23 protein-coding genes are annotated in these 26784 nt (G+C 55.9%); 3 read left to right on the top strand and 20 right to left on the bottom strand.

Features of this window, described 5'->3' with window-relative positions; all coding sequences use genetic code 11:
• Positions 1-24 precede the first annotated feature (24 nt).
• The 10 genes from msrA to flgB form a co-directional block, all read right to left on the bottom strand.
• Entirely contained in the window at positions 25-561 is a 537-nt protein-coding gene (gene msrA / locus QK300_RS10270) for a peptide-methionine (S)-S-oxide reductase MsrA (protein ID WP_281301538.1), read from the bottom strand.
• Complete coding sequence (alaS, locus tag QK300_RS10265; RefSeq protein WP_281301539.1) at positions 554-3277, bottom strand: alanine--tRNA ligase; 2724 nt, start codon at positions 3275-3277, stop codon at positions 554-556. Before alaS ends, msrA begins: the two co-directional genes overlap by 8 nt.
• 129 nt (positions 3278-3406) lie before the next feature.
• Positions 3407-4471, bottom strand: coding sequence for a recombinase RecA (gene recA, locus QK300_RS10260; RefSeq protein ID WP_281301540.1), 1065 nt, complete (start codon positions 4469-4471; stop codon positions 3407-3409).
• 173 nt (positions 4472-4644) lie between these two features.
• Positions 4645-7041 (bottom strand): ATP-binding protein, encoded by a 2397-nt coding sequence (locus QK300_RS10255; protein WP_281301541.1) that lies wholly within the window; start codon positions 7039-7041, stop codon positions 4645-4647.
• Between the two features lie 10 nt (positions 7042-7051).
• Positions 7052-8143 (bottom strand): flagellar biosynthesis protein FlhB, encoded by a 1092-nt coding sequence (gene flhB, locus QK300_RS10250; RefSeq protein WP_281301542.1) that lies wholly within the window; start codon positions 8141-8143, stop codon positions 7052-7054.
• Positions 8144-8158: 15 nt separating this feature from the next.
• Positions 8159-8917 carry a flagellar biosynthetic protein FliR gene (fliR, locus tag QK300_RS10245; RefSeq protein WP_052371223.1) on the bottom strand — a complete coding sequence of 253 codons (759 nt, stop codon included), beginning with the start codon at positions 8915-8917 and terminating at the stop codon, positions 8159-8161.
• Positions 8918-8923: 6 nt separating this feature from the next.
• A complete protein-coding gene (gene fliQ / locus QK300_RS10240) occupies positions 8924-9190 on the bottom strand; it encodes a flagellar biosynthesis protein FliQ (RefSeq protein ID WP_042087240.1) in 267 nt (88 codons plus the stop codon).
• A gap of 101 nt (positions 9191-9291) precedes the next feature.
• Positions 9292-9636 (bottom strand): flagellar hook-basal body complex protein FliE, encoded by a 345-nt coding sequence (locus tag QK300_RS10235; protein ID WP_281301543.1) that lies wholly within the window; start codon positions 9634-9636, stop codon positions 9292-9294.
• Between the two features lie 11 nt (positions 9637-9647).
• Positions 9648-10046 carry a flagellar basal body rod protein FlgC gene (flgC, locus tag QK300_RS10230; protein WP_348651874.1) on the bottom strand — a complete coding sequence of 133 codons (399 nt, stop codon included), beginning with the start codon at positions 10044-10046 and terminating at the stop codon, positions 9648-9650.
• Positions 10047-10085: 39 nt separating this feature from the next.
• Positions 10086-10526: a flagellar basal body rod protein FlgB gene (flgB, locus tag QK300_RS10225; RefSeq protein ID WP_281301545.1), complete on the bottom strand. Its 441-nt coding sequence runs from the start codon at positions 10524-10526 to the stop codon at positions 10086-10088.
• A gap of 220 nt (positions 10527-10746) precedes the next feature.
• Here flgB and QK300_RS10220 point away from each other — a divergent pair, with 220 nt between their 5' ends.
• Both QK300_RS10220 and fliP read left to right on the top strand, forming a co-directional pair.
• Entirely contained in the window at positions 10747-11058 is a 312-nt protein-coding gene (locus QK300_RS10220) for a flagellar biosynthetic protein FliO (RefSeq protein ID WP_281301546.1), read from the top strand.
• On the top strand, positions 11058-11819 hold the full coding sequence (gene fliP, locus QK300_RS10215) for a flagellar type III secretion system pore protein FliP (protein ID WP_348651873.1): 762 nt from the start codon (positions 11058-11060) through the stop codon (positions 11817-11819). The genes QK300_RS10220 and fliP overlap by 1 nt, the downstream gene beginning before the upstream one ends.
• Before the next feature lie 21 nt (positions 11820-11840).
• Here fliP and QK300_RS10210 read toward each other — a convergent pair whose 3' ends face one another.
• The 4 genes from QK300_RS10210 to QK300_RS10195 all read right to left on the bottom strand — a co-directional run bounded on the left by QK300_RS10210 (position 11841) and on the right by QK300_RS10195 (position 17940).
• Positions 11841-12875, bottom strand: a complete 1035-nt coding sequence (locus QK300_RS10210) for an adenosine deaminase (protein ID WP_281301548.1) — start codon at positions 12873-12875, stop codon at positions 11841-11843.
• Positions 12876-13028: 153 nt separating this feature from the next.
• Positions 13029-15296 (bottom strand): TonB-dependent receptor, encoded by a 2268-nt coding sequence (locus QK300_RS10205; RefSeq protein WP_281302304.1) that lies wholly within the window; start codon positions 15294-15296, stop codon positions 13029-13031.
• A 230-nt stretch (positions 15297-15526) separates the two neighbouring features.
• Positions 15527-16534: an adenosine deaminase gene (gene add / locus QK300_RS10200; RefSeq protein WP_281302303.1), complete on the bottom strand. Its 1008-nt coding sequence runs from the start codon at positions 16532-16534 to the stop codon at positions 15527-15529.
• Positions 16531-17940 (bottom strand): amidohydrolase, encoded by a 1410-nt coding sequence (locus QK300_RS10195; RefSeq protein ID WP_281301551.1) that lies wholly within the window; start codon positions 17938-17940, stop codon positions 16531-16533. The genes add and QK300_RS10195 overlap by 4 nt, the downstream gene beginning before the upstream one ends.
• 99 nt (positions 17941-18039) lie before the next feature.
• Here QK300_RS10195 and QK300_RS10190 point away from each other — a divergent pair, with 99 nt between their 5' ends.
• The gene (locus tag QK300_RS10190; protein ID WP_281301552.1) at positions 18040-18870 is read left to right on the top strand and encodes a phytanoyl-CoA dioxygenase family protein; all 831 of its coding nucleotides are present in this window, start codon (positions 18040-18042) and stop codon (positions 18868-18870) included.
• Here QK300_RS10190 and guaD read toward each other — a convergent pair.
• Genes guaD through xdhA form a run of 6 tightly spaced genes read right to left on the bottom strand, consistent with a single transcriptional unit; the run spans position 18849 to position 26782 of the window.
• Positions 18849-20159 (bottom strand): guanine deaminase, encoded by a 1311-nt coding sequence (guaD, locus tag QK300_RS10185; RefSeq protein ID WP_281301553.1) that lies wholly within the window; start codon positions 20157-20159, stop codon positions 18849-18851. The genes QK300_RS10190 and guaD overlap by 22 nt on opposite strands.
• A complete protein-coding gene (locus QK300_RS10180) occupies positions 20156-20674 on the bottom strand; it encodes an ureidoglycolate lyase (protein WP_281301554.1) in 519 nt (172 codons plus the stop codon). The genes guaD and QK300_RS10180 overlap by 4 nt, the downstream gene beginning before the upstream one ends.
• On the bottom strand, positions 20671-21876 hold the full coding sequence (locus tag QK300_RS10175) for a urate hydroxylase PuuD (protein WP_281301555.1): 1206 nt from the start codon (positions 21874-21876) through the stop codon (positions 20671-20673). Before QK300_RS10175 ends, QK300_RS10180 begins: the two co-directional genes overlap by 4 nt.
• Positions 21873-22904 carry a xanthine dehydrogenase accessory protein XdhC gene (xdhC, locus tag QK300_RS10170; RefSeq protein WP_281301556.1) on the bottom strand — a complete coding sequence of 344 codons (1032 nt, stop codon included), beginning with the start codon at positions 22902-22904 and terminating at the stop codon, positions 21873-21875. Before xdhC ends, QK300_RS10175 begins: the two co-directional genes overlap by 4 nt.
• On the bottom strand, positions 22897-25278 hold the full coding sequence (xdhB, locus tag QK300_RS10165; RefSeq protein WP_281301557.1) for a xanthine dehydrogenase molybdopterin binding subunit: 2382 nt from the start codon (positions 25276-25278) through the stop codon (positions 22897-22899). Before xdhB ends, xdhC begins: the two co-directional genes overlap by 8 nt.
• A complete protein-coding gene (xdhA, locus tag QK300_RS10160) occupies positions 25271-26782 on the bottom strand; it encodes a xanthine dehydrogenase small subunit (RefSeq protein ID WP_281301558.1) in 1512 nt (503 codons plus the stop codon). Before xdhA ends, xdhB begins: the two co-directional genes overlap by 8 nt.
• Positions 26783-26784: the final 2 nt, after the last annotated feature.

The following is a 26784-nucleotide window of genomic DNA, read 5'->3' as shown; positions in this document are numbered from 1 at the left end:
CCTGATCCCAAAGGATTTAAAACTTCAAAGATGCGGTTTCAATTTCGAGGCCCACATCTTCCGCGCTTTGGCAAGCTTAGGGGCCACAACAGCAGCGCAATAAGGCTGATCGCGATTATGGGCAAAATAATCACGATGATAATTTTCGGCCTCCCAAAAAGGGCCAGCCTCGGCAATTTCGGTCACGATCTCGCCATCCCATAAAAGGGCAGCGCGCTCAACCGCCGCTTTCGCCTCCGCCATCTGCTCTGGATCATGATAGAAAACGGCAGAACGATAATGCTCACCAATATCATTGCCCTGACGATTAAGCTGGGTGGGATCATGCATGGTGAAAAAAATGTCTAAAAGCTCGGCATAGCTGATGATCGCAGGGTCATAACGAAACTGCGCCACTTCGGCATGGCCGGTGCCCCCGGCACAAACCTGCTGATAGCTGGGGTGCGCAAGGCTTCCCCCCATAAAACCGGGGCGGACATCAAAAACGCCGGCCATTTCCTTGAAAACCGCCTCGGTGCACCAAAAACATCCGCCAGCCAATGTCGCAATATGATCAACCATGTGTGGCACCACTCACAGCCTCCAAATCCCCATGCACCGCTGATATATCCAGAATGGATTGGCGAATGGCCGCGATCGCCTGATCCGCTTTGGCCCCATCCGGGCCGCCCGCCTGCGCCATATCGGGCCGTCCGCCGCCGCCTTTTCCGCCAACAGCCATGGCCCCCGCGCGCACCAGATCAACTGCGCTCAGCCGATCCATCAGATCATCCGTCACCCCAACAAGAACAGCGGCTTTGTCTTCATTGACGGCGATCAGAGCCACGACGCCACGTCCAAGCTTTTTCTTGTGATCATCAGCAAGGCCACGCAAATCCTTGGGATTGATCCCTTGTAAAACCTGCCCGATGAACTGAACGGCTCCCACAGTCTCGATCTCGGGGCCATTAGCGCCCGACGCGCCCCCCATCGCCAAAGCCTTTTTTGCCTGTGCCAGATCTCGTTCCAGCTTTTTGACCTGATCTGAAAGCATCAGCACCCGATCCGGCACCTCTGAGGGCGCAACTTTCAAGCTGCTCGCAGCCGATTTCAGCAGATTTTCTTCGTTCAAAAGATATAAACGTGCGGCTTCACCCACCAAGGCTTCGATGCGGCGTACGCCAGATGCAACCGCCCCTTCCGAGATGATCTTGAACAGCCCAATATCACCCAATCGATTGACATGGGTGCCGCCACAGAGTTCTACCGAATAAGCCCCTGACCCGATATCCGGCGAAGGCGTAGCCTCGCCCATGCTCAGGACCCGCACCTCATCGCTGTATTTTTCGCCGAAAAGAGCCATGGCACCGGCTTCAACGGCCGCATCATAAGCCATCAGCCGGGTGCTCACATCACTATTGCGGCGGATCACGGCATTGACCTCGGCCTCAATGGCCGCCAGTTCCTCGGCTGTTACGGGCTTTGGATGCGCAAAGTCGAACCGCAGACGATCCGCTCGAACCAAAGACCCTTTTTGCGTAACATGCGGACCCAATTGCCGCCGTAAAGCTGCATGAAGGAGATGGGTGGCCGAATGATTGGCACGAACGAGCGTGCGGCGCTCTTCATCAATAGACAATGTCACCACATCGCCAACAGACAAGGTACCGGATTCGATTTTCAGATCATGAACAAACAAATCCCCAAGCTGCTTTCTGGTATCGCGCACCTGGCCAAAGAGCGAGCCCTTGCCCTTCACCTGCCCGCTATCGCCAATCTGCCCGCCTGATTCTGCATAAAAAGGCGTTTGATTGACGATCAGCGCCAGTTCATCACCGGCCCGCGCCTGCTCAATCGGTTTGCCATCCTTGACCAAAGCCAGCACGGATGCTTCGGCACTGTTTTCCTGATAGCCAAGAAATTCAGTCGCCCCATGGCGTTCCTTGATGTCATACCAGATTTTATCGGTCGCCTGCTGGCCCGATCCCGACCATGCAGCGCGCGCCTGCGCCCGCTGTTGGGCCATGGCGGCATCAAAGCCCGCTATATCCACACTGCGCCCCTCAGAGCGCAGAGCATCCTGGGTCAGATCAAGGGGAAATCCATATGTATCATAAAGCCGGAACGCTACCTCACCGGGCAGCGCCTGCGAAGGGGAAAGCTTTGATTTTTCTTCGTCCAAAAGCCGCAAACCGCGTTCAAGCATGGTGCGGAAACGATCTTCTTCAAGCTTCAGGGTTTCGGTGATCAAGGGCTGCGCCCGGCACAATTCGGCAAAAGCGCCCCCCATCTGATCGACCAAAGCCGGAACGAGGCGATACATCAAAGGATCTTTGGACCCCAGCATATGGGCATGACGCATGGCCCGACGCATGATCCGCCGCAAAACATAGCCGCGCCCTTCATTGGAGGGCAGAACACCATCCGCGATCAGAAAGCTCATGGCCCGCAAATGATCGGCGATCACCCGATGCGAGGCCCGCTGTTGCCCCACCGCCCGCACCCCGGTTTCGGAGACCGACGCATCGATCAGAGCACGAAACAGATCGATATCGTAATTATCATGAACGCCTTGCAAAACCGCCGCGACCCGCTCAAGCCCCATGCCCGTATCAATGGAGGGCCTTGGCAGATCAAGGCGCGCGCCATCAGCCTGCTGTTCATATTGCATGAACACCAGATTCCAGATTTCGATGAAGCGATCACCATCTTCATCCGGGCTGCCCGGCGGACCACCGGGAATATCCGCTCCATGATCATAGAAAATTTCGGAACAAGGGCCACACGGGCCGGTATCCCCCATCGACCAGAAATTATCACTGGTAGAAATTTTAATGATCCGGTCATCCGGCAGGCCGGCTATTTTTTTCCACAGATCAAAGGCTTCCTGATCATCATGATAAACCGTCACGGTCAGGCGATCTTGATCAAGCCCAAAGCCTTCGGTCACCAGCCCCCAGCCAAATTGAATGGCCTGTTCCTTGAAATAATCGCCAAAGGAAAAATTCCCCAGCATTTCAAAAAAAGTATGATGGCGGGCCGTGTAGCCAACATTATCGAGATCATTATGCTTGCCACCCGCGCGCAGGCATTTCTGCGAGGAAACCGCTCGCTGATAGGGGCGGGTTTCAGCACCGGTAAACACATCCTTGAACGGCACCATACCCGCATTGGTAAAGAGCAAGGTGGGATCATTATTAGGCACCAGAGGCGCCGAGGGCACCACCTCATGCCCCTTATGCCTGAAAAAATCGATAAAGCTCTGGCGAACATGGCTGACATCTGACGAGCGCTTCATAATGGCAATCAAACTCCAAAGCTTATTTCAGGGATGGCCATCATCATGTCTTTCATCACGGGCCTGTCGTCAAGGGTTGCCGCGCGATAAAATCATCACAGATGAACAGGTCAGCCCCATGCGGGCCGATCACTCATCTTCAGGCGTTTCATCGGCAAGCATTTTTTCCGACACGGTCCCGGACGATTTGCGCACGGCCTGTTCGATGGCATCAGCGACTTCAGGATGTTCACGCAGAAAGGTTTTGGCATTTTCACGCCCCTGACCAATCCGCTGGCTATCATGAGAATACCAGGAACCGGATTTTTCAACGACCCCGGCTTTCACACCCAGATCAAGCAATTCGCCGGTTTTCGATATCCCCTCACCATACATGATATCGAATTCGACCTGCTTGAACGGCGGGGCCATCTTGTTTTTGACCACTTTCACCCGTGTGGCATTGCCAACGATATCTTCCTTATCCTTGATCTGCCCGGTGCGCCGGATATCAAGACGAATGGACGCATAAAATTTCAGGGCATTACCGCCGGTGGTTGTTTCCGGGCTGCCATACATCACCCCGATCTTCATGCGGATCTGATTGATGAAAATGACCATGCAATTGGATTTCGAGATGGAACCGGTCAGCTTTCTCAAAGCCTGGCTCATCAGCCGCGCCTGCAGGCCCACATGGCTATCGCCCATTTCGCCTTCAAGTTCGGCCCGTGGAGTGAGCGCCGCCACGGAATCGACAACCAGAATATCAACCGCCCCGGATCGCACCAATGTATCGGCGATTTCAAGGGCCTGTTCCCCCGTATCGGGCTGCGAAATCAGCAGTTCATTAACATCGACACCCAGCTTTTTGGCATATTTCGGATCAAGGGCATGTTCGGCATCCACAAAAGCCGCCACCCCGCCCTTTTTCTGGGCTTCGGCTACCGTGTGCAGGGCAAGGGTTGTTTTACCCGAGCTTTCCGGCCCATAGATTTCGATGATACGACCACGGGGCAATCCGCCAATGCCCAAAGCAATATCAAGCCCCAAAGACCCCGTTGAGATCACTTCGGCTTCAACATTGGGGGTGCGCTGCCCCAGCTTCATCACCGACCCCTTACCAAAGGCCCGATCAATTTGGGCAAGGGCGGCATCGAGCGCTTTTTGCTTATCCACGGATTGCTCTCCAACAACTTTCAAGGTGGCTGCAGCCATTTCGATGCTCCTTATTTCATGCCTTCGGGCAGGGATCAATCATTCAGAAATGTACCTGCTATGTTCTCATGACGCAAGGGGCAATATTCACTTTATGTTCTGTTTTTTAGACCTATGAACAGGCGCCAGAACAAGGAGCGGAAAACGCCCTCGAAAGTGCCCCTTCCCCTGCCTCAGCTCAAGGATTCCTTGACGGCTTCGGCCAGGCTTTTGAGGGTAAAGGGCTTGGGCAGAAAGCGGAAATTCTCGCTGCTTTCGCCAATACCTTTTCTAAAAACATCTTCGGCATAGCCGGAAATGAAGATGACCCGCAGATCGGGGCGCACCTGCCGAGCATTGGTCACCAAGGTTGGACCATCCATATTGGGCATCACCACATCGGAGATCAACAGATCGATGGCCCCGGGGTCGGCCCGCACAATCGCCAGCGCCTCTTCCCCCGAAGCCGCCTGCAGAACGCTATAGCCCTTATTTTCCAAAGCCCGGGTGGCAAACATGCGCACGGCATCTTCATCTTCCACCAGCAAGATCGTGCCCTTGCCGGTCAGATCGCGGACCGGGGCAATCTCGGGCTTTGGCTTGCTGATCACCGCATGATGAACCGGAAGATATAAGCGGAAAGTGGTACCTTCATTGGGGGCGCTTTCCACGAAAATAAAACCATCGGTTTGTTTGATAATGCCATAAACCGTTGATAATCCAAGGCCCGTGCCCTTCCCCACATCCTTGGTGGTGAAAAAGGGCTCAAAGATTTTATTCACGATATCGGCCGGAATTCCATGGCCGGTATCGGCAATTTCGATCAGCACATAATGGCCGCGCGGCATCACCGAATAATGCTGCACCATTTTATCATCCGGGCCCACCGCTTTGGTGCGAATGGTGAGGGTGCCGCCCTCCTCCATGGCATCGCGGGCATTCACGGCCAGATTGATGATCACCTGTTCAAATTGCCCCTGATCAACCCGCACCGCCCCCACATCACGGCCATGGATCATATTGAGTTCGACCGTTTCACCGATCAATCGCCGCAGCAGATTGGACAGATCGGCCAAAACATCGGTGATCATCAAAACTTTCGGGCGCAAAGTTTGTTGGCGTGAAAATGCCAAAAGCTGGCGCACCAGATTGGAGGCCCGATTGGCATTTTGCTTGATCTGCATGATATCGGAAAAAGAATGATCGCCCGGGCCATGGCGCACCAGCAAAAGATCGCAAAAGCCGATGATCGCGGTAAGCAGATTATTGAAATCATGGGCCACGCCCCCCGCAAGCTGCCCCACTGCCTGCATTTTCTGGGCCTGCACAAATTGCCGCTCAAGGCTTTTTTGCTGCGTGGTATCGATGAGATGCACAAGGCAGGCGCGATCGGTCGCACGATCGAGCGGTGAAATGAAAAGCTGGCCGGTGCGCGGAGGCTGGGTATTGAAGCTCGCATCCTGCGGCGATGCCATCACCCCCGATTGCATGACCAAAGCCAGATCCTGTGACAAACGCTCGCGATCATCCACGGCCAGATAATCGGCCAAAAGATCGCCGCAGCGGGGCATCCGGTTGGGAGCGAATCTTTTGAAGGATTTATTGAATTCCGATAAGCGGCCATCCTGATCAATGATCGCAAGCCCCACAGGCGCTGCATCAAACAGACTTTTCAGGATTGCGGCATCGGTCTCGCTCGCCTCGCTGGCCGCAGAGAGGGGCCGATGCACCATGATCAGATTGAAATCCGCAAAATCGCCCTGATCGTCATAAGCATCGGACAACAAAACCTGCTTGAGCAAACTGCCGCCACCACCGGTTTTCAGATCGCCCCGCGCCGGATCGGCAAGCATCCGCGCGGTCAGCAATGGGATTTCATCATGATGCGCCACCCCAAGCCAAGTGGATAGCTGCTCATTGATCAACAGAATATCGCCATCCTTATGGGCGATGGCAAACCCGATTTCCATCACATCAAGAGCATGGCCCAGCCGCGCCAGAAGCCTTAAATGATCGGCCCGGGGATCAACCGGGGCTTCGGCAAATGTCCACAGCCGATAGCCACAACAGATGGTCCCCGCAATATCGCAGATATAATCCGGCATCTGTGCGGCCTCCCCCTTTCGATCTTCGGCAGCCCTTTCCAAAAGAGCCTGATCGAGGGCCTCCGCACAAACAGCAGGTTTTTTTTCTCCAAATTCCGCACGATAGGCGACATTGGCAACAATCAGCTCGCCCGCTTCATCGGTCAGCGCCGCAGGCTGCACCAAAGCGCCGATTAATTCCGATAGTTGATCGAGATCAGGGGTGCTCGCCGTTTCATCATCAGAGCGCAGCAGAAAAAGCAGGCCACCGCCAGCGGCAAACAAAACCAAAGCCCCAAAGCTGAGACCCATTTCCCATGCGCCAAAGGCCCCCAGCAGAAAAACGAAAGCCATGGCCAGAATGAAGGATGAAACGGCAATCAGCAAAATGCTGGTCTGGCTGGTTTCGCCTCGGGCTTTGTGCTGCTTTGATCGCTTCATCTTCTGGTCCGCTGATACCTTGTTCAAAACCCGATCCAGCCTGATGAAGCCGATCTTATGGCGCATTGCACCATAATCATGAAGGACGATAGCTGGCCCGACCATCCCGGCGCAAACGTAGCACATAGCTGATGATCTGCGCCACGGCCTGATAATGATCGGCCGGGATTTCATCATCCACCTCGGTCGAGGCATAAAGGGCGCGGGCAAGGGGCGGATTTTCAACCAGCGGAATGGCGTGTTCTTCGGCCACGGCGCGAATACGGAAAGCCACGGCATCCACACCTTTCGCAATCACCACCGGCACATCCATATCGCCATGGCTGTATTTCAGGGCAATTGCAAAATGGGTGGGATTGGTGATGATCACACTGGCCTGGGGTACTGCCGCCATCATCCGCTTGCGCGATTTTTCCATCCGAACCTGACGCAGACGCTGCTTGACCATGGGGTCGCCTTCCATCTGCTTATGTTCGTCTTTGACCTCTTGCTTGGTCATCCGCATTTTTTTCGTATGCTGGGTTTGCTGGAAAATATAATCGATGCCCGCAACCAAAGTCATCGCCCCGATCACCCCGAACATGGCCTTTACCGATAAAGACACGATCACCGCCATGGATGTGACCAAAGGTTCGCGCACCAGGGTGACCAAAGTTTCCGCTTCGGGCCATAAAATCAGTCCCACAACGATGGAGACGATCAAAAGCTTGGCCAGTGTCTTTAAAAAATCGGCCACTCTTTGCGCTGAAAACATCCGCTTCGCCCCGGCCAGAGGCGAGATTTTATCAAGCTTGGGCTTTATTTTTTCAGCCGTGAACACCAGCTTGTTCTGCACCAGATTACCGGCAAAAGCGCCGATCATCAAAACCGTCAGGGGCAATAAAAGCACCAGAAGAATATTCCCGCCCACATCGCGCATCATCCCAAGAACGGCATAGCCATCCATAGGGATTTCATGGGCATGAGCCAAAAACCCCGCCGTTTCGGAGCGGATGGTGCGCACGGCCAGATCGGATGTGAACAAAAAAGCAAAGGCCCCGGCCACAAGCATCATCCAATGCTTGAGCTCCTGACTTTGCGGAAAATCGCCTTTCTTAACAGCTTCCTCAAGTTTTCGGGCTGTTGGCTCTTCCGTTTTCTGGGCATCGTCCTGATCGCCCTCAGCCACCGGTCCTCTCCCTCATCAGTTCAGAAATACCGATAAACGCTCTTCATAAACTTCCAGAAACCACAGCATCATGGCAGGCAAGGCAATTAAAAGAATCAAAAAGCCCAGAAAAATATTCAAAGGCATGGCCACGAAAAACACCGGTAATTGGGGCATCAGCCGGGCCGTTAATCCCAATCCGATATTAAAGACCACGCCAAAAACCAAAAAGGGCGCAGAAATCTGCACCCCCAGCAGAAAACTCGCCGCCACCAGATCCACAACGGCAGACGCAAAATCACCCAGCGGGGGCATCTCGCCTGCCGGAAACAGGCTATAGCTATCGGTCATGGCGCGAAGCATCAGGATATGCAGATCCGTGGCAAAGATCAAAGCCACACCCAAAACCGAAAAGAAGCTTGCAAAAATGGCGCTTTGCTGGCCCTGGGTGGGATCAAATTGCTGGGATGCGGCAAGGCTGGTTTGAAAAGCCACGATGGTTCCGGCGATATTGAGGGCATTCAGCATCAGCCGGGCCGCCAGAGCAATCATCAGGCCGATCAGAAATTCCATGATGATCAGGCCAACAAGCAAAACCGGAGACGCCGGCAGAGCAGGCATATCACCGCGCACAAGGGCAAACACCATCCCGCTCACCCCAACCGCACCCGCCAGCCGCACGCGCATGGGAATTTGCTGCTCGCCAAAAGCCGGGGCAAAGCTGAACATCGCCCCAACCCGGATCAGCACCAGCAAAAAACCAAAGGCCTCAGCCGGGAGAATGGATTGCAGCATGATGCCTCATCCCCCCGTTGCGACCCGATCCATCAAACGCGCCATCAAATCCCCCATTTGCGCCCCCATCATCGGCATGAACAGCACAAGGGCCAGAAAGATCGCGATGATTTTCGGAACGAAGGTAAGGGTCATTTCCTGAATTTGGGTCAGCGCCTGAAACAGGGCGATCAACAGGCCAACCCCAAGGCCAATAGCCATTGTGGGGCCAGATACGATGAGCAGGGTATAAACGGCATCCCGGGCAATATCGATGACATCCGCGCCATTCAAAAGCTTTGATCCTTATTCATGGTTAATATGTTCAACCGAAAGAAAAGCCGCTGCGGCAAAACAGCGGCTTCAAAATTGCCCGCCGAGAATGAAAGCAGCCTTCAAATCTGCATCCGTATGATTTCCTGATAGGCTGAAAGCACCCGATCCCGCACGGTGGTCATGCTATCCATCACCATTTCAGCATTGGAAATGGCGGTAACCACATCCACCAGATCCGCCTGACCATTCACCGCCTGAGCCGAGATATTTTCAGCCTTGGAAACGGCCTGCGATGTTTGCTGCACCATGCCTTCAACCAGCGACCCAAAGGCCGAACCGCTGCCTGTTCCCGCATTGAGGCCCGCCCCCAAACCAGCCCCCAGCCCGGCCCCTTGGGCAGCACCGCCCATACGGCCAAGAGCCGCGCCATAAGCCTGGGCTGCATCGAGCATTTTGGCATCCATTCCCGCTCTCCTTAACGCAGAATTTCAAGCGTTCGCACGCTCAAGGATTTAACGGCATCAATCGCATTCAGATTAGCCTGATAGGTCCGCTGGGCCTGGCTCATATCCATGGCTTCGATCATGCCATTCACATTGGTGGTCTTCACATAACCCGCTGCATCGGCACCGGGATGGCCGGGATCAAAGCGCATACCGAAATCCGCCTGATCGAATTTAACCTTGGCCACCTTCACCGTTTCCGCATCAATGGTGCGATCAAGAACATTGGCAAAGCTGACGATCTTGCGGCGATAGGGATCTTCATTGGGCGCCGTAGCTTCAGAGCCGGAATTGGCCAGATTTTCGGCAATGATCCGCATCCGCGTGGTTTGCGCCTTCAGGCCCGATGCGGAAATCTGCATCGCCTTCATCAAATCATTGTCCACGTCCTCGCCCCCTCAACAAAAGCATCAATTATTACCCGAACCACGAATCGCCACCCGCATCAGGCCCACCTGCTTACGGTATAATTCCACCATCAGGCCATGATCCATCTGGTTTTGGGCCACCGCCAAAAGCTGATCTTCCAGATCAACGGCATTGCCATCCATTGCAATTTCGGTGATTTTGGCATCCTCAACACGGGCCGCACCGCCATCAAGGCTGGCTTGGCCCGCCCCAAAATGCCCGGCCTGCGTTGCTTTCAGGGCAACCGGGGCCACCCCATTCGCCCGCGTGTTCGCAGATGTTTGCTCCACCAGCGCACTGAAATTCTGCTCAGCCAATTTGCTGGGGCGATAGCCCGGCGTATCGGCATTGGCGATATTGGCCGAAAGCACGGTCTGGTTCTGGCCCAGCCACTGCATCCTGCTTTTGATCGCCGCCATCAAGGGGATCTTCGACAGATCCATGATTATCCCGCCTTTTTCAGATCGCCACGCCTGCTTTAAATAGGACCTATCATTGGCGATCCGAGGTTAAGAATTCGTAAAAATTTGATGCAGCTTTCTGTATCTTAAACCCAACTACAAGCAAAATCGCTTTTGGCGGCGGTCTTCTTAAGCATATCTTTACCCTGACTGCGCATTGATGGGCATCAACCCGGCGCCCTTAACCCGCAGAAAGCGCTTTATGCTGGCTAAAGACATCATCACCGCCATTTTATCCCTGCTTTTCGTGATTGGCCTGATTGGGGGGCTTGCCTTCATTCTGCGCCGCTGGTCGGGCATGGGGGGTCAGCCCCTGATCCGCACAGGGCGCACGGATCGCAGGCTTATGGTACTGGAAACCCGCCAGATCGATGCCCGCAACAAGCTGGTTTTAATCCAATGCGATGGGGATGAACATCTGGTGCTGATCGGCCCGTCCGCCTGCCTTCAGATCACATCCGAACGCCAAACCCAACCCACCCCCCAGCCCATCACCCAAGAGCCGCAATCATGATGGCCCGCCGCCCCCTTTTCACCCCTCTGCGTGTCGCCACGCTTTTCACGGCGGCCTTTATCTGGCTTGTGTCAAACAGCCCGGTGCTGGCCCAATCATTGTCTGTGGATCTGGGGCAGGACGGCACGCTGACCGGGCGGGTGGTGCAGCTTTTGCTGCTGATCACGGTGCTCTCTTTGGCTCCGTCGATCCTCATCGTGATGACCTCATTCACCCGGATCATCATCGTTTTATCGCTTTTGCGCTCGGCTTTGGGCACCCAGCAAACACCGCCCAATGTGGTGCTGATCTCGCTCGCCATCTTTCTCACCGGCTTCATCATGGCGCCCACCTTGCAGGCTGCATGGCAGCAGGGGATCGAGCCCCTGATCAATGAAGAGATCGAACCCGCAGAAGCCCTGCCCGCCGCCACGGCCCCCTTCCGAACCTTCATGCTGGCCAATACTCGGGAGAAAGATCTGCAATTATTCGTTGATGCGGCCAGCGCCAATCAGCCGGAAACGGTGGATGAAATTCCCCTCACCAGCCTCATTCCGGCTTTTGTCATCAGCGAATTGAAGCGGGCCTTTGAAATCGGCTTTCTGATCTATATCCCCTTCATCGTCATCGATCTGGTGATCGCATCGATCCTGATGTCGATGGGGATGATGATGCTGCCGCCGGTGCTGATCAGCCTGCCGTTCAAGATCATCTTTTTCGTTCTGGTGGATGGCTGGCATCTTTTGGCCGGCAGCCTGATGCAAAGCTTTACCGCAAGCTAGAACTTTATTCCTTAGGATGGATCAAAAGGCGGGGGCGGCGGGCTGTGTGGCCATGAACGCATCGATGGCGGCATCATGGCGGGCTTTGGTCGCCTCATCCAAAAACGACCCTTTAAAGCTGTTGCGGGCCAAGCGCTCGATATCGGCGGCAGAGAGATCAAGGGCGCGGGCGGCGGCCAGATAATTCTCGTTCAGATAGCCCCCAAAATAAGCGGGATCATCAGAATTGAGCATCACATGCACCCCCTTTTCCAACAGCGCCTTCACCGGCTGATCGCGCATATCATCAATCACGCATAATTTCAGATTGGAAAGCGGGCACAGGGTCAGGGTCATCCCCGATTGCGCCAGTTTTTTGATAAGGGTGGGATCATCCAGGCTTTTATTGCCATGATCGATGCGATCCACCTGCAAAAGATCCAGCGCTTCATGAATATAGCTTGCGGGCCCCTCTTCCCCGGCATGGGCCACACGCTTCAGGCCCGCTTTGCCCGCCATATCGAAAACCCGGGTAAATTTCGAGGGCGGATGGCCAACTTCCGATGAATCAAGCCCCACGCCCAGCAATTGATCATACCAGGGCTCTGCCGCCTTGAAGGTTTCAATCGCGGCATCCTCGCTTAAATGGCGCAAAAAACACAGGATCAGCCCCGATGTGATGCCCAATTCGGCTTCGCCATCCTTGAGGGCCTGCAATATCCCCTCGATCACCGTGGCAAAAGCAAGGCCGCGATCCGTATGGGTTTGCGGATCAAAGAAAATTTCCACATGGCGCACATGATCAGCGGCCGCTTTTTGCAGATAGGCAAAGGTGAGATCATAAAAATCGCGCTGGGTGCGTAAAACATTGGCCCCTTCATAATAAAGATCGAGAAAATCCTGAAGATTGGAAAAATCATAGGCCGCGCGCAAAGCTTCAACCGATGGATAGGGAAGCGAAAGACCATTGCGGCTGGCCAGTTCAAACATCATTTCCGGCTCTAATGTGCCCTCGATATGCAGATGCAATTCGGCCTTGGGAATGTCGCAAATCAGATTTTGCAGCGCGCGGTCCATCAGATTATCTCCTGTTCATATGTTGCCATCTCATCATGATCGGGCACATAAAAGCAAGAACGCCTGCCCAAAGCGATCAAATCCAAAAACAAAAGGCCCGGAACCCTGATGATTCCGAGCCTTTTATCAGATCAAATTTTGATCGGAAGTTGATCAGAATCGAGCGCTGATTTCGATCCCCCAGATCGGAGGTTCATTGACGAAACCGGTGAGATTATTGAAATCGATCCCACCCTTCAATTCCGTTTCGTCGGTGATATTGCGGCCAAAAAGCGCGAAATCAAGCCGATCATCATGATTATACCCAACACGCAAACCGCCGATCAATTCCCGCCCACTGGTAAATTCCGGCGATTCAAAGAGGAAGAAATTCTTCTCAGAGGTAAAGGCCCAATCGGTATAGGCATAAATCTCGCCGACCGACCCCACCGGCACACCATAGCGCGCCGTGGCATTGGCGATCCAACGCGGGGCCTGCGGCAGGCGGTTATTATCAAGCTGCACAAAGCCATCGATGATCGGATCGGTGATGGTGCAGCCACCGCCACAAGGCAGCGTGCGCAGATCGGGATCATTGATCCGGGTAAAATTATAGCTGGCCCCGGCGGTAACGAACAGATTATTGGTAACCGCCCATTCCAGATCCATTTCCACACCGGAAAGATTGGTATCGGCAGCATTCACCAGCCGATTGAAATTGGCATCGCCGCCCACCGCAGTGAGCTGCTGACCATCCATATCAGCCACATAAGCCGACAAATTCAAGCGCATCCGGTTATTGAACAATTCCGTTTTGATCCCGGCTTCAACCGAAAAAATCTCTTCGGTATCGGCCACCGTCACCTCATCGCCAAACAACAAACGCCCTTGAATGGATGGTGCGCGGAAGCCCTTCGCCGCCCGGGTATAAACGCTGATATCATCATTGATCATATAGGTGGCGCTGACATCCCAGCTCAAAACTTCATCGGATGGATTGGCTTCCAGCGGCCCGATGCCGCCAATTCCCAGAAATGAAAGGGGCGATAAAGTGCGGGTGGCGGTGAAATCCTTGTCATCTTCGGTGTAGCGCACCCCGCCTTCAACGATCAGATCGGGGGTCACCTCGATATTGACATTCGCGAAAATCGCCCAGGATTCAGATTTCTGGCGCTGCGAGGCAAAGCCATTGGGCGCATTATTGGCCAGAGAATTGAAATTGGTGCTTTCAATCTTCAGATCTTCATCGAAATAAAAGAAGCCGACCTGAAAATCGATCATCCCCAGATCATTGCTCGACAGCCGCAATTCCTGTGTCCATTGATCAAGGCCCGGCACCGCATCGGCAGTTTCCGCATTGAAGGGAATGAAGCCCGGGGTCGAGGGAACACCCTCAAATTCCCCGCCAAAGCCGCCATCCACATCGCCCACGCTGAACACTTCACCATGCTCGAACCCGGTGATCGAAGTGATCGTGAATTTATCAAGTTTATATTCCAGTTTCGCCGTCAAGCCCCGCTGATCGAGATCCTGCTCATTCTGGCCATCCTGGGTCACGCGGCGGCGATCGAAATCATCCACAAGCCCACCCACGCCGGGGTTGATGATATTCGCCTGAAAAACCCGCGCTGTGCCATCAAGAGACCGGGCGTGAAAATTGAGCAGTGCAGAAAAACGATCCGTTGGGGTATATAAAAGCTGCACACGGCCGGCGAAATCATCATAGCCGCCGATTTCATCGCGATTGGCCAAAAGACCGGGCGCATCATTGGTGATGAAATCATCGCGATGCTGATGCTTGACCGAGGTGCGGATGGCGAGCACGTCCTTGATCAGCGAACCGCCCACAGCCCCTTCAAATTCAATCGTATCAAAGCGGCCATAAGTAAATTTGCCATAGGCATCAAATTCATGGGTCGGCTTTTTCGATTCCAGCTTCACAATCCCCGCCGGGGTATTGCGGCCAAACAAGGTGCCCTGCGGTCCGCGCAACACTTCCACCCGTTCCAGATCGAAAGCCGGCATCCCCTTGAGGATCGGATTTTCCATGACGATTTCATCATAGATCAACGAAACCGGCTGGGATGCATTAAGATCGAAATCGGTATTCCCAAGCCCCCGGATATAAAAGCGGGGAAAGGTGCGGCCAAAAGATGATTCAATCGTCAGGCTGGGAATGCGCCCGGATAGAAATCGAATATCAGAACCCGCCGCATTGAGAATATCGAGCTTTTCCCCGCCAATGGCCGCTACTGAGCTAGGCACATCCTGCAGGCTTTGCTCGCGCTTCTGGGCCGTGACGACGATTTCTTCCAGAACGAAGGCGCCGCTGTCATTCCGGCTTTGTGCCGAAGCGGTCGCAGCAAGGCCGCTGATGGCCAATGCTGCAAGGCTACAGCATGAAAGCCATTGGGCGGCTTTGGATTGTCCGTGATAACGCATTCGTTCCTCCACTCTGTTTCGGGCGGGCCCATTCATTCCACAGGCTGAAACCGGCTTATGGCCATATCCCATCACCTGATGGCATGGCACTTTTGCATCGCCTAAACCAGATTGTTAACAATAGATTTGATGATTCAATCAAGAAAAGTGTCATCTGTTGCAACAAAGCATCAGTCCGGCGCGTTTATCGCGAAAAACCTACGAAAATACCCCTTTTCCTGACCAAATGATCAGCTTTTTTGGGGCTCCGCGATGGTGTTCAGCAGGCTTTGTTTTGTCTCGTCATCGCAAAAGGCGGCACTGATGGCCTGCCGGGTTAATTGCCGCAGATCATCGCCATCCAGACCTTCATACAGAGAAGCATTGCGATATTCCTGCTCGATATCCGTATGAAAAAAGGGCGGATCATCGGAATTGAGGGTGATTTTCAATCCGCTTTGGATCAGGGCCGCCAAAGGATGTGCGGATCGTTCAGGATAAACGCCCAAAGCAACATTTGACCCCGGGCACAGTTCCAAAACGATCCCCTTATCGCGCAATTCATCCACAAGGGCCGGATCTTCGATGGCCCGCACCCCATGGCCGATCCGGCTGACATGAAGGGCATCGATGGTGGCCTTGATGCTTTCGGGGCCCATCGCCTCTCCGGCATGGCAGGTCAGCCCCAATCCGGCATCAGAAGCGCAGGCAAAAGCCTGTTTGAAATCAGCCGGATGCAGATAATGTTCATCCCCCCCCATGCCAAATCCCACAACCATGGGATGGGGATGGCGATGGGCGAGTTCGGCCACGGCTTTGGCCCGCTCCACCCCATAATGGCGCACGGCGATCAGAATGATCCGGGCGGTGATCCCGAAATCGGCTTCGGCCTTTTTCATCGCCCCTGATATCGCTTCGATAAGCGTGGGATAAGACAGGCCATGATACTGCCCATGATCGGGCGAGACAAAGCTTTCCCCATAGATCAGCCCGCGCCGGGCCATGGCCGCATAATAATCATAGGTGATATCGAAATAATCTTCCGGCGTTTGGATCGCTTTGGCCATGGCATCATAAGACGCCAGAAATTCATTGAAATTATCCCAGGCATAAGCGCCATGCGCATCCAAAAGCCCCTGCAGGTCCATGCCATGGCGCGCCCCCAGCTTCATCGCCATGGCGGGCGAAACGGTCCCTTCCAAATGGCAATGCAATTCCGCCATCGGGGGCAAGGAAAAGGCTGATTCAGCCACGCTCATCGGATGCCTCCTTCCAGGGTTTTGGCAAAAGCCTCGACGCGGCTTTTCACCTCGCTCCATTCCGCTTCATGGGCTGCCAGGTCAACGGTTTCGATGATCCGATCATGCATCACCACCTGCCCATTGACGATCGTGGTCTCCACATTCCCGGGATAGGCACCAAAAGCAATCGCGCCATAAACATCATAGCCCGGCTGCATATTGGGGGCATCGCGATCGATGATGATCAGATCGGCCAGCTTGCCCGCTTCGATGGAGCCAAGATCGTCGCCGCGATTGAGGGCGCGGGCACCGCCGATGGTCGCCATTTCAACAAGCTCCAAAGGCGTGTATGGCGTCGCATCCATCAGGCGCAGGCGCGCCACCGCTGCCACATAATGCATCACGCTGAGGATATCCATCTGGTTCGAGCTCATCGGCCCATCGGTGCCAAGGCCGATATCCAGTCCTTTTTTCATCATTTCCCAAGCCGGTGAAATGCCGCTGGCCCCTTTGGAATTGGCTTTGGGATTATGGGCAACCCCCACCCCGCGTGCCTTCAACAGGTCCATATCCGCATCATCCAGATACAGCACATGGGCGGCCAGAAGCTTCGGCCCCAGAAAGCCGATATGATCGAGATAGCTGATTTCCGAACGATGATCGGCCATGTCGGGATGGCGTTCGAGCACCATCTCATATTCATTGGGAAATTCCACCAGATGCATCAGCATCGGCACATCATATTGATCGGAAATCGCCTTGGCCGCCAGCAATTGCTCCTTATCCACGGTATAGGGGGCATGGGGCGCAATCGCCGGGGTGATCAGTTCATCGCCCTTGTATTTCCTGATGAAATCTTCGGCATAGGCAAGCCCGCCATAGGGTTCTAGGGAATCAACCACCGGAAAACCGATCACCGTTTGGCCCAATACACCGCGCAGGCCCACATCCTTCACCGCAATGGCCACTTCATCTTCGTGATAATACATATCGGCAAAGCTGGTAACGCCGCCCATCGCCAGTTCAATCGCCGATTGCCGGGCCGATACGCGGATAAGCTGGCGATTGAGCAGTTCCTTCTCAAGGGGGAACATCACATCGAACAACAGATTTTCAACCTCATATTCCCCCAACCCCCGAAAGGCGACCATCGAGACATGATTATGCAGATTGATCATGCCGGGCATCACGATATCCCCCCCGGCATCGATCAGCCTTTCCGGCTCATAATCAGCGGCAAGCTCTGGCCCGCCAACATTGAGGATCAAGCGATCGCGGATCGCCACCACCCCCTGATCGATCACCTGCCGGCTGCCATCCATGGTCACAAGCGTTGCATTGGTGATCAGAAGATCAACTTTTTCGGCATGCGCCAAAGGGGCGCCGATCAGGCCCACGCAAAGGGCTGCAACATATCTGAACATCGATGTCATCCTTTTTCCCTGTCTTTTAAAATCTGGTTCAAAGCCTTATGATGGGGCAACACAAGCCTTATCCGTTCAGTGAAAGCAAAAAGCCTTCCCATGACCCCATTCGTGCCCGACCCCCGCAATCGCGATTTCGTCTTTCCCGACCGCCCCACCGATGGTCTCACCTATTTGAGCCCCGATCAGGTGCAACAGTTCAATGAAGCGGGCTATATCAAGCTGCCGAAAGCCCTTGGCCCGGAATGGCTCCAACGCCTGATGGCCGACATCGATCCCATCGAAGCCGGGATCGGCGATACCACCCTTAATTTGGAGGGCGGGCGCAGTTTTCGCTATAAAGCCGATGCCATCAGCTTTGCCCGCAATCTGGTCGTCCATTCCAAAGCGGTGCGCGATCTGGTCACAAGCCCGCTCTTTGCCGCCATCGGCCATGATCTCATCGGCCCCGATCTGCGGCTTTATTGGGATCAGGCGGTTTATAAAAAGCCGGAAAAAGCCCGCATCTTCCCGTGGCATCAGGATAATGGTTATACCTTCACCGATCCCCAGCCCTATATCACCTGCTGGATCGCGCTGAATGATGCCACCCGCGATAATGGCTGCCCGTGGATTTTGCCCGGCATCCATCGTTTGGGCACCCTGATCCACGATAGCACCCCCGATGGAATCCGGCTGCGCGGCGCCGATCAGCCCCAAATTGAGGACACCGCCATCTGTGTTCCGGCCAAGGCTGGCGATATGGTGATTTTCTCGTCCCTCACCCCGCACAAAACAGGGGCAAATATCAGCAATGGCATCCGCAAGGCGCTGATCATCCAATTGATGCCCGATGGCCTGTGCTTCATCGAGGAAGATGGCAAGCGCATCGTCAAAAACGATCCCGTGCTGAATATGCTCATCCCGGCTCATGATAAGGCTCGCGCATAAAGCCTGGGCGCCGGATTTCCGGCCAGATAAACATGGCGCACCGCCCGATCATCGCCCAGCATCATCAGGATGAACAGGCGTTCCTCAAGGCTTTGGGCGCGGGCCATGCGCTGCGCCATGATGGGCGTTGCGGCATAATCCAGAACCAGAAAATCCGCCTCCCGCCCCGGCTGAAGGCTGCCCACCGCCTGATCGATATGAAGCGCCCGCGCGCCGCCCAATGTGGCGTGATAAAAGGCCTCATAAGCCCCGATCACCACCCCGTCCAGATGCGCCACCTTATAGGCTTCGGCCATGGTATCGAGCAGCGACAGGCTGGTCCCCGCACCAATATCCGTGCCCAAACCCAAGGGCACACCGGCCTTGCGCATGGCTTCATAGCGCATCAGGCCGCTGCCTAAAAACAGATTGGATGTGGGGCAAAAAGCCACCGCCGACCGCGCCTCGGCCAGCCTTTTTATCGCATCATCATCCAGATGGATGCCATGAGCAAAAACCGAGCGATCCCCGACCAATCCATGCCCGGCATACACATCGAGATAATCCCGGGCATCGGGAAAAAGTGCCGCCACATGAGCACATTCAGACAGGTTTTCCGCCAGATGGGTTTGCATCAGAATATCGGGATAGTCCGCTAAAAGCCGCCCCGCACTGGCAAGGCTTTCATCCGAACAGGTGGGGGCAAAGCGCGGGGTGACAGCATAGCCAAGCCGCCCCACATGATGCCAACGCTCGATCAGTTTTTTGCTGGCCGCATAGCCATCCGCAGCGCTTTCCAGCAGGCCTTCAGGCGCATCGCGATCCATCAGCACCTTCCCCGCAATCAGGCGCATATCAAGGGCGAGGGCGGCTTCAAACAAAGCCTCAACCGATTGGCTGTGCACGGTGCCGAAAACCAGCGCCGATGTGGTGCCATGGGCCAGCAGTGCATCCAGAAAAAGCGGTGCCGCCGCCCGGCAATGATCGGGATCGGCAAAATCCAGCTCGGCGGGGAAGGTATAATCGCGCAACCATTCCATTAATTGGCGGCCCGGGCTTGCGATCATCCCCATTTGCGGGAAATGCACATGGGCATCCACAAAGCCAGGCACGATCAGCCCGTTTTCATGGTGTGTCACATGCTGATCCGTGGCCAGTTGCGGGGAAAGTGCGCTGAAATCACCACAATCGATGATCCTGCCATCCTCGATGATCAGCAGGCCATCAAGATGATGAACAATGGCATCCGGGCCAAGGGCCGGATCATCCTTCAGGGTGAAAATCTCCCCGCGATGGGCGGAAAGGGTCATGATCGCCCTCCATCGAAATCGATCCTCAAAGAGGGATGAAGGCGCACTTCATCAAGATTATCGCCCGGCCCGCCCCGGTCGATGACCAGAAAATCGCTCGTCTCATCAAGGGCGAGGGAATAATGGTGCCATGTGCCGGCATGATAATTCACCCCCTGATCGGGCCGGGCGAGGAAGGCCACCACCGCCGCCGGATCAAAACCCCCGGGCGGGGCCACCACCACCAGATAAGGCCGGGGGCTCAAGGGATAAAAGGCCTGCGATCCCAGCGGATGGCGCTCCATCACCTCAAGCAGCAAGGGCAAGGCTTTGGGCTGGCTGCGAAATATGCTGACCAGCGGATGCCCGCCATCCCGTTGCAGATCAAGGCGCGCCAGATCATGAAAACGGGTCGTGTGCCCTTCATTGATCGCAAAGTGCTCGGACGCCGTTTCCACCATCATCACATCGCCATAAGGGGCGAAGGCTTCTGGCGTTAAAGGTCGGGGCATCAGGATGATGTTCTCAGCGGTCATGGCGCGCTCTTTTGATTGCGCAATTGATCGAGATAAGCGCCGAGCCGGGCGCGTTCTGCCGGTGTCATCCCCGTTTCATTGCCCAGGGGCATGATATCGGCATCCACCGCCTGCGCCCGCACCCGCGCGGCATGTTGCTCAAGCTGCGCCTTGGTTTCCAGCATCACATCGGCGGGGGTGATCTCGAAAAATTCATGGCGGGGCCGGGCGGCATGGCAGCTCGTGCAATGGCGGCTCATGATCGGTTCGATATCGGCATAGCGGATGACATCGGCGGGCTTCAGTGCGGCTTGCGCCCGATGCTGCATATCGGCGGCAAAGATCATGGTCAGCACAAAAATCGCCACGGCCAGAGCGATCAACCCGCCATGGGTTTTGCCATGATGACGCAGATTGAAAAAATGCCGGATGATGATGCCGGAAAGCGAAATCCCCGCCAGCACCGCCCAGCCATAGGGATTGGAAAAGGTCATGGGATAATGGTTCGAGACCATGATGAACAGGACCGGCAGGGTCATATAATTATTGTGCAGTGATCGCTGCTTGGCGGCCATTCCCAGCGCCGGATCGGGCTGATCGCCGCGCAGCATGGCTGCCACCACCTTTTTCTGATTGGGAATGATGATGAAAAAAACATTCGCCACCATCGCCGTGCCGATCATCGCCCCCACATGGATATAGGCCCCGCGACCGGAGAAAACCTGATCAAGCCCATAGGCCGCCGCCGTTAACAGCGCAAACCAGATGACCCCCAAAAGCCGATGATGGCGGCCAAGGGGGGATCGGCACAAAGCATCATAAATGAGCCAGCTTGCGACGAGCGAGCCCAAACCGATGGCAATCGCCTCGATCCGACTGAGATCGGCCTTCAACGGATCGATCAGATAAAGCGTGGCCCCATAATAATAAACCACCCCCAGCAGAAGAAAGCCGCTGATCCAGGTGAAATAGGCTTCATATTTGAACCAGTGCAGATGATCGGGCAGATCATCGGGAGCCACCAGATATTTCTTGTTATGATAAAATCCGCCGCCATGCACAGCCCACAGATCCCCCGCCTCGCCGGGCTGGCTATGGGGCCCTTTTCGCAGATTGTTATCGAGCCACACGAAATAAAATGACGCCCCGATCCAGGCAATGCCGGTGATCACATGCAGCCAGCGGATGGCAAGGCCAATCCAGCTTACCCAATCAATGGTCACAGTCCCGCTCTCCCTTCCATGGGCAGATCAGCGCCCCGCACGATGTGCAAAAGCTCGGCAGCAACGGCAATGGCGATCACCTCTGGCTCCTTGCCCGGCGGCCCATCAAGGCCGATGGGACAAGTGAGCCTGCCGATCCGGGCTTCATCCAGATGTTCCTCATCACGAAAGCGCTTGATGAAGCGCGCCCGCTTGGTTTCCGATCCGATCAGCCCGCAATAGCGGCTATCGCCGCGCGCCAGCACAGCCGCCGTGATCTCGAAATCCAGCGGATGCGAATGGGTAAAAATCAGATAAAGCGCCCCCGCCGGGGCCGAGGCCACAAGGGCTTTGGGATCAGGCACCAGATGCTGGCGAATATGGGGCGGTGCATCGGCGGGAAAGGCATCGGCGCGTTGATCGATCCAATGCACATCAAAAGGCAAAGGGGCGAGAACTGCCGCCACCGCCCGGCCCACATGCCCCGCACCAAATATATAAAGGGGCGCATAAGGCGAGCCACAATTTTGGATGACCGAGGCGATGTCGTCAACAGGCACAGGCATGGATGGCTCGAAGCAACGCCCAGCCCCATCATAAAGCGCCACCGCCCGATCCGCCGCCAGCCCATCCGGGCGCTGGGAACCGGCGATCAACCGATGATGAGGTTGGCCCGCCGAATGGCCAAGGTGGGTGCGCAACAAGGCCCGAGGATCACGTGCCATGGCATCGAGCAAGGGACGGTCGCCGGCATCAAAGGGATCAAACAATAAGGTGACCCGCCCGCCACAGCATTGATCGAGCTTCGGCCCCAAAGCGAAATCGCGCAAAAAGGGATCGCCCCCTTCGGCCAGCGCATCCCGGGCCAGCTGGATCGCTTGATATTCCAAAGCCCCACCGCCAATGGTGCCTGTCAAGCCTTCCGGCATCACGCACATCACCGCCCCCGGGCCGCGCGGCACCGAACCATAAGCGGCCACCACGCTCACCAGCATGAAAGCCGATGGGGTCGCCGGGATCAGATCGATCAAGGCACCGCGATCAGCCATGATCGAGCGATCCGGCAAAGGCCGTAAGGCCCACGGCCCCCTGCCCGGTTTGATGGATCGCCTGCAGGATCGCTTCCGGGGTGGCCGGGGCATCAAGACAGGGGCGCACCGGCCCATCGGCCAGGCTTGCCAAGGCATCCACAAGCGCGGAATGCACCGATATTGCCAGCATGAAGGGGGGCTCGCCCACCGCTTTGGAGCGATGAATGGTGGCTTCCTTATTGGCATTATCAAACAGGCTGATGCGGAAATGATCGGGGCGATCGCTGGCCGCCGGGATTTTATAGGTCGATGGCGCATGGGTGCGCAGCCGGCCATCGGCGTCAAAAACCAGCTCTTCGGTGGTCAGCCAGCCCATGCCTTGAATGAATCCGCCTTCGATCTGGCCTTTATCCACCGCCGGATTAAGGGAACGCCCCACATCATGCAGAATATCGACCGCCAGCACCCGGCTTTCGCCGGTCAGCACATCGATCACCACTTCGGAAAGCGCCGCCCCATAGGCATAATAATAAAAAGGGCGGCCCTGATGCTTCGCCCGATCATAATGAATATCGGGGGTTTTATAAAAGCCGGTGGATGACAGGGAAATGCGCGCGAAATAAGCCTCGCGCACCAAAGCATCAAAGCTGATCTCTGCATTGCCGATCACCACCCGATTGGCTTCAAACCGCACCTGATCCCTGCCGACAGCGGCTTTTTCGCAGGCAAAATCGATCAGCCTGTTTTTGATGGTGCGCGCCGCCGCCTGGGCTGCCATGCCATTGAGATCCGATCCCGATGAGGCCGCCGTAGCCGAGGTGTTGGGCACCTTGCCGGTATGGGTGGCGGTGATCTTGATGCGGCTGAGATCAATCTGGAATTCTTCCGCCACGATCTGCGCCACCTTGGTCATCAGGCCCTGACCCATTTCCGTGCCACCATGATTGAGATGCACCGAGCCATCGGCATAAAGATGCACCAAAGCCCCCGCCTGATTGAGATGGGTGGCGGTAAAGGATATGCCGAATTTCACCGGGGTGAGCGCCAATCCCTTTTTCTGCCAGCGATGGCTTTCATTAAAGGCCCGCACCGCAGCACGGCGGGCGGCATAATCGGTCTCATCCGCCAGATCGGCCATGATCTGGCCAATCACATTATCCGTCACCTGCTGATGATAAGGGGTAAGATCGCGTCCCGCCCCGCCATAAAGATTGAGGCAGCGCACGGCATAAGGGTCTTTCCCCAAAAAAGCGGCGATATCATCCATCACCCGTTCAATGCCGATCACCCCTTGCGGCCCGCCAAAGCCCCGAAAGGCGGTATTGGAAACGCTGTGCGTGCGGCAACGAAAAGATGTGATCTCCACATGCGGCAGAAAATAGGCATTATCGGCGTGAAACATGGCCCGATCGGATACCGCCAAAGACAGATCCGCCGCATAGCCACAGCGGATGAACTGCTCAAAGGCGATGCCTTCGATCCGCCCGTCTCCATCAAAGCCCACATCATAGGTGATGAGCGCTTCATGGCGCTTTCCGGTCATCACCATATCATCATCGCGATCAAGGCGGAACTTGGCCGGTCGCCCGGTGTGTTTCGCCACCACAGCCGCCAAGGCCGCAAAAATCGCCGGTTGGCTTTCCTTGCCGCCAAAGCCCCCGCCCATGCGCCGCACCTCAACCGAAACCGCATGATTGGCCACCCCCAGAACTTCAGCCACCAGATGCTGAAGCTCGCTGGGATGCTGGGTACTGGCGGTGATATGCACATCTTCATCTTCGCCGGGAATGGCCAAAGCCACCTGCCCTTCCAGATAAAAATGATCCTGCCCATTGACCGCAAGCCGACCCTGCAAACGATGGGTGGCAGCCTTTAATGCCTGCCCCGCATCGCCCCGCGCCATTTTTTGCGGCGGCTCAAGATAAGATCCGGCCTGATGGGCATCGGCAATCGTTAAAATCGGTGTCAGCACCTCATAGCTGATCTTGGCAAGGCTGGCGGCATGGCGGGCCTGATCGATGCTATTGGCCGCCACCACCGCCACCGGATGGCCCGCATAATGCACCAGCCCATCGGCCAGCAGCGGCTCATCCTTGAACACCGCACCGATCTGGTTGGCAGCGGGTAAATCCGCCGCCGTCACCACCATCGCAACCCCAGGGGCCGCGCGCACCGCATCCAGATCCATCGCGGTGATGCGGGCATGAGCATGGGGGCTTTGCAGGGCATAAAGATGCAGCAGGTCTTTGGGCTCGGGCAGATCATCCGCATAGCGGGCGCTGCCAGCCACATGCTTGGCGGCGCTATCATGGGCGATGGCGGCAGCCACCCCGCCGATGATCGAAGCCTTGGGCTTTTCGGTTTTTACATCAGCCATTTTTACATCAGTCATGGGCTGCCTCCCCCACCATGGCCTGTGGATCGGCACCCGGACCCACCAGCCGCAAAGGCCCGGATGTACCGGAAAGTTCGAGCCAGGCCTTATAGAGCACATTGCGGGCCGCCATCATGCGATAATCGGCGCTGGCCCGCATATCGCTCATGGGGGTGAAATCCCGGCCCAAAGCCGCCATCGCCGCATGGATCTGTGGCTCATCCCATGCTTTGCCCAGCAAGGCCTGCTCGGCATGGTCGGCGCGTTTCGGGGTCGCGGCCATGCCGCCAAAAGCGATCCGCACCGCTTTCACATGATCATCAACCACATGCACGAAAAGGGCAAAGCACAGCGCCGAAATATCCTGATCAAAGCGCTTGGAGATTTTATAACTGCGAAGATGCTGATTGGCCTCGATTTTCGGCACCCGGATATGCTCGACAAACTCGCCGGGCGTGCGATCCTGCCGCCCATAGGCCAGAAAATAATCCTGAAGGGGTAAGCTTCGCCGCTGATCGCCATGGCGCAGGGTGATGCTGGCCCCCAAGGCAATCAAAGGCGGCATGCTATCGCCAATCGGCGAGCCATTGGCGATATTGCCCCCCAATGTGCCCGAATTGCGCACCTGAACCGAGCCAAATCGCCGCCATAATTCCCCGATATCAGGATGAAGGGCGGCAAGGGCGGCCATCGCATCACTGTGGCGCACCGCCGCACCGATGGTGATCCCTTTTTCATCGTCCGTAATGCTGCGCAGATCATCGATGGCGGTGACCGAGATCAGATGCGGCAGCCGCCGATGCTGCTTGGTGACCCAAAGCCCAACATCGGTACCCCCCGCCAAAATCGTGGCATCGGGGGCCGCCATCAGGGCCTTGGCCAGTTCATCACTATTGCGGGGAGCCTGATAATGCTGGGGCACAGCGGTGATCGGGCATGGCACGGTGATATCGAGCATCGCGCTGCGCCGGATCGCCGCAAGCCGTTGCGCGGCGCCATCGATCTCGGGTCGGGCATTGGCCGCACTCGCCACTTGCCGCCCCACCGCCTCTCCGGCATCGAGGATGGGGCCATAGCCGGTGCAGCGGCACAGATTGCCCGCCAGAACATCCTTTAAAACCTGCCGATCAAAGGACCCATCATTCAGATAATGGGCATAAAGCGACATCACAAAGCCCGGCGTGCAAAAGCCGCATTGCGACCCATGGAGATCGACCATGGCCTGCTGCACCGGATGCAGATCGCCATTTTTCTGCGCCAGACCCTCGACGGTAAAGACATCTTTCCCATCCAGTTCAGGCAGAAACAGGATGCAGGCATTCACCGCACGATAGTACATCCGTCCGTTTTCCAGCGCCCCGATGACGATGGTACAGGCGCCGCAATCGCCTTCCGCGCAGCCTTCCTTGCTGCCGGTCAAAGCCAGCCCATAGCGCAGAGCCCCCAGAACCGATTGCGTGCAGTCCGTTACCGGCACGTCGACCAATGTTTGATTGAGATAAAAACGAACCGTGCCGGGCATTA

Origin of the sequence: Iodidimonas sp. MBR-22, from assembly GCF_029946565.1 — a bacterium.
GTDB lineage: Bacteria > Pseudomonadota > Alphaproteobacteria > Sphingomonadales > Rhodothalassiaceae > Iodidimonas > Iodidimonas nitroreducens.
This window is presented reverse-complemented; position numbering and strand designations above follow the sequence as displayed.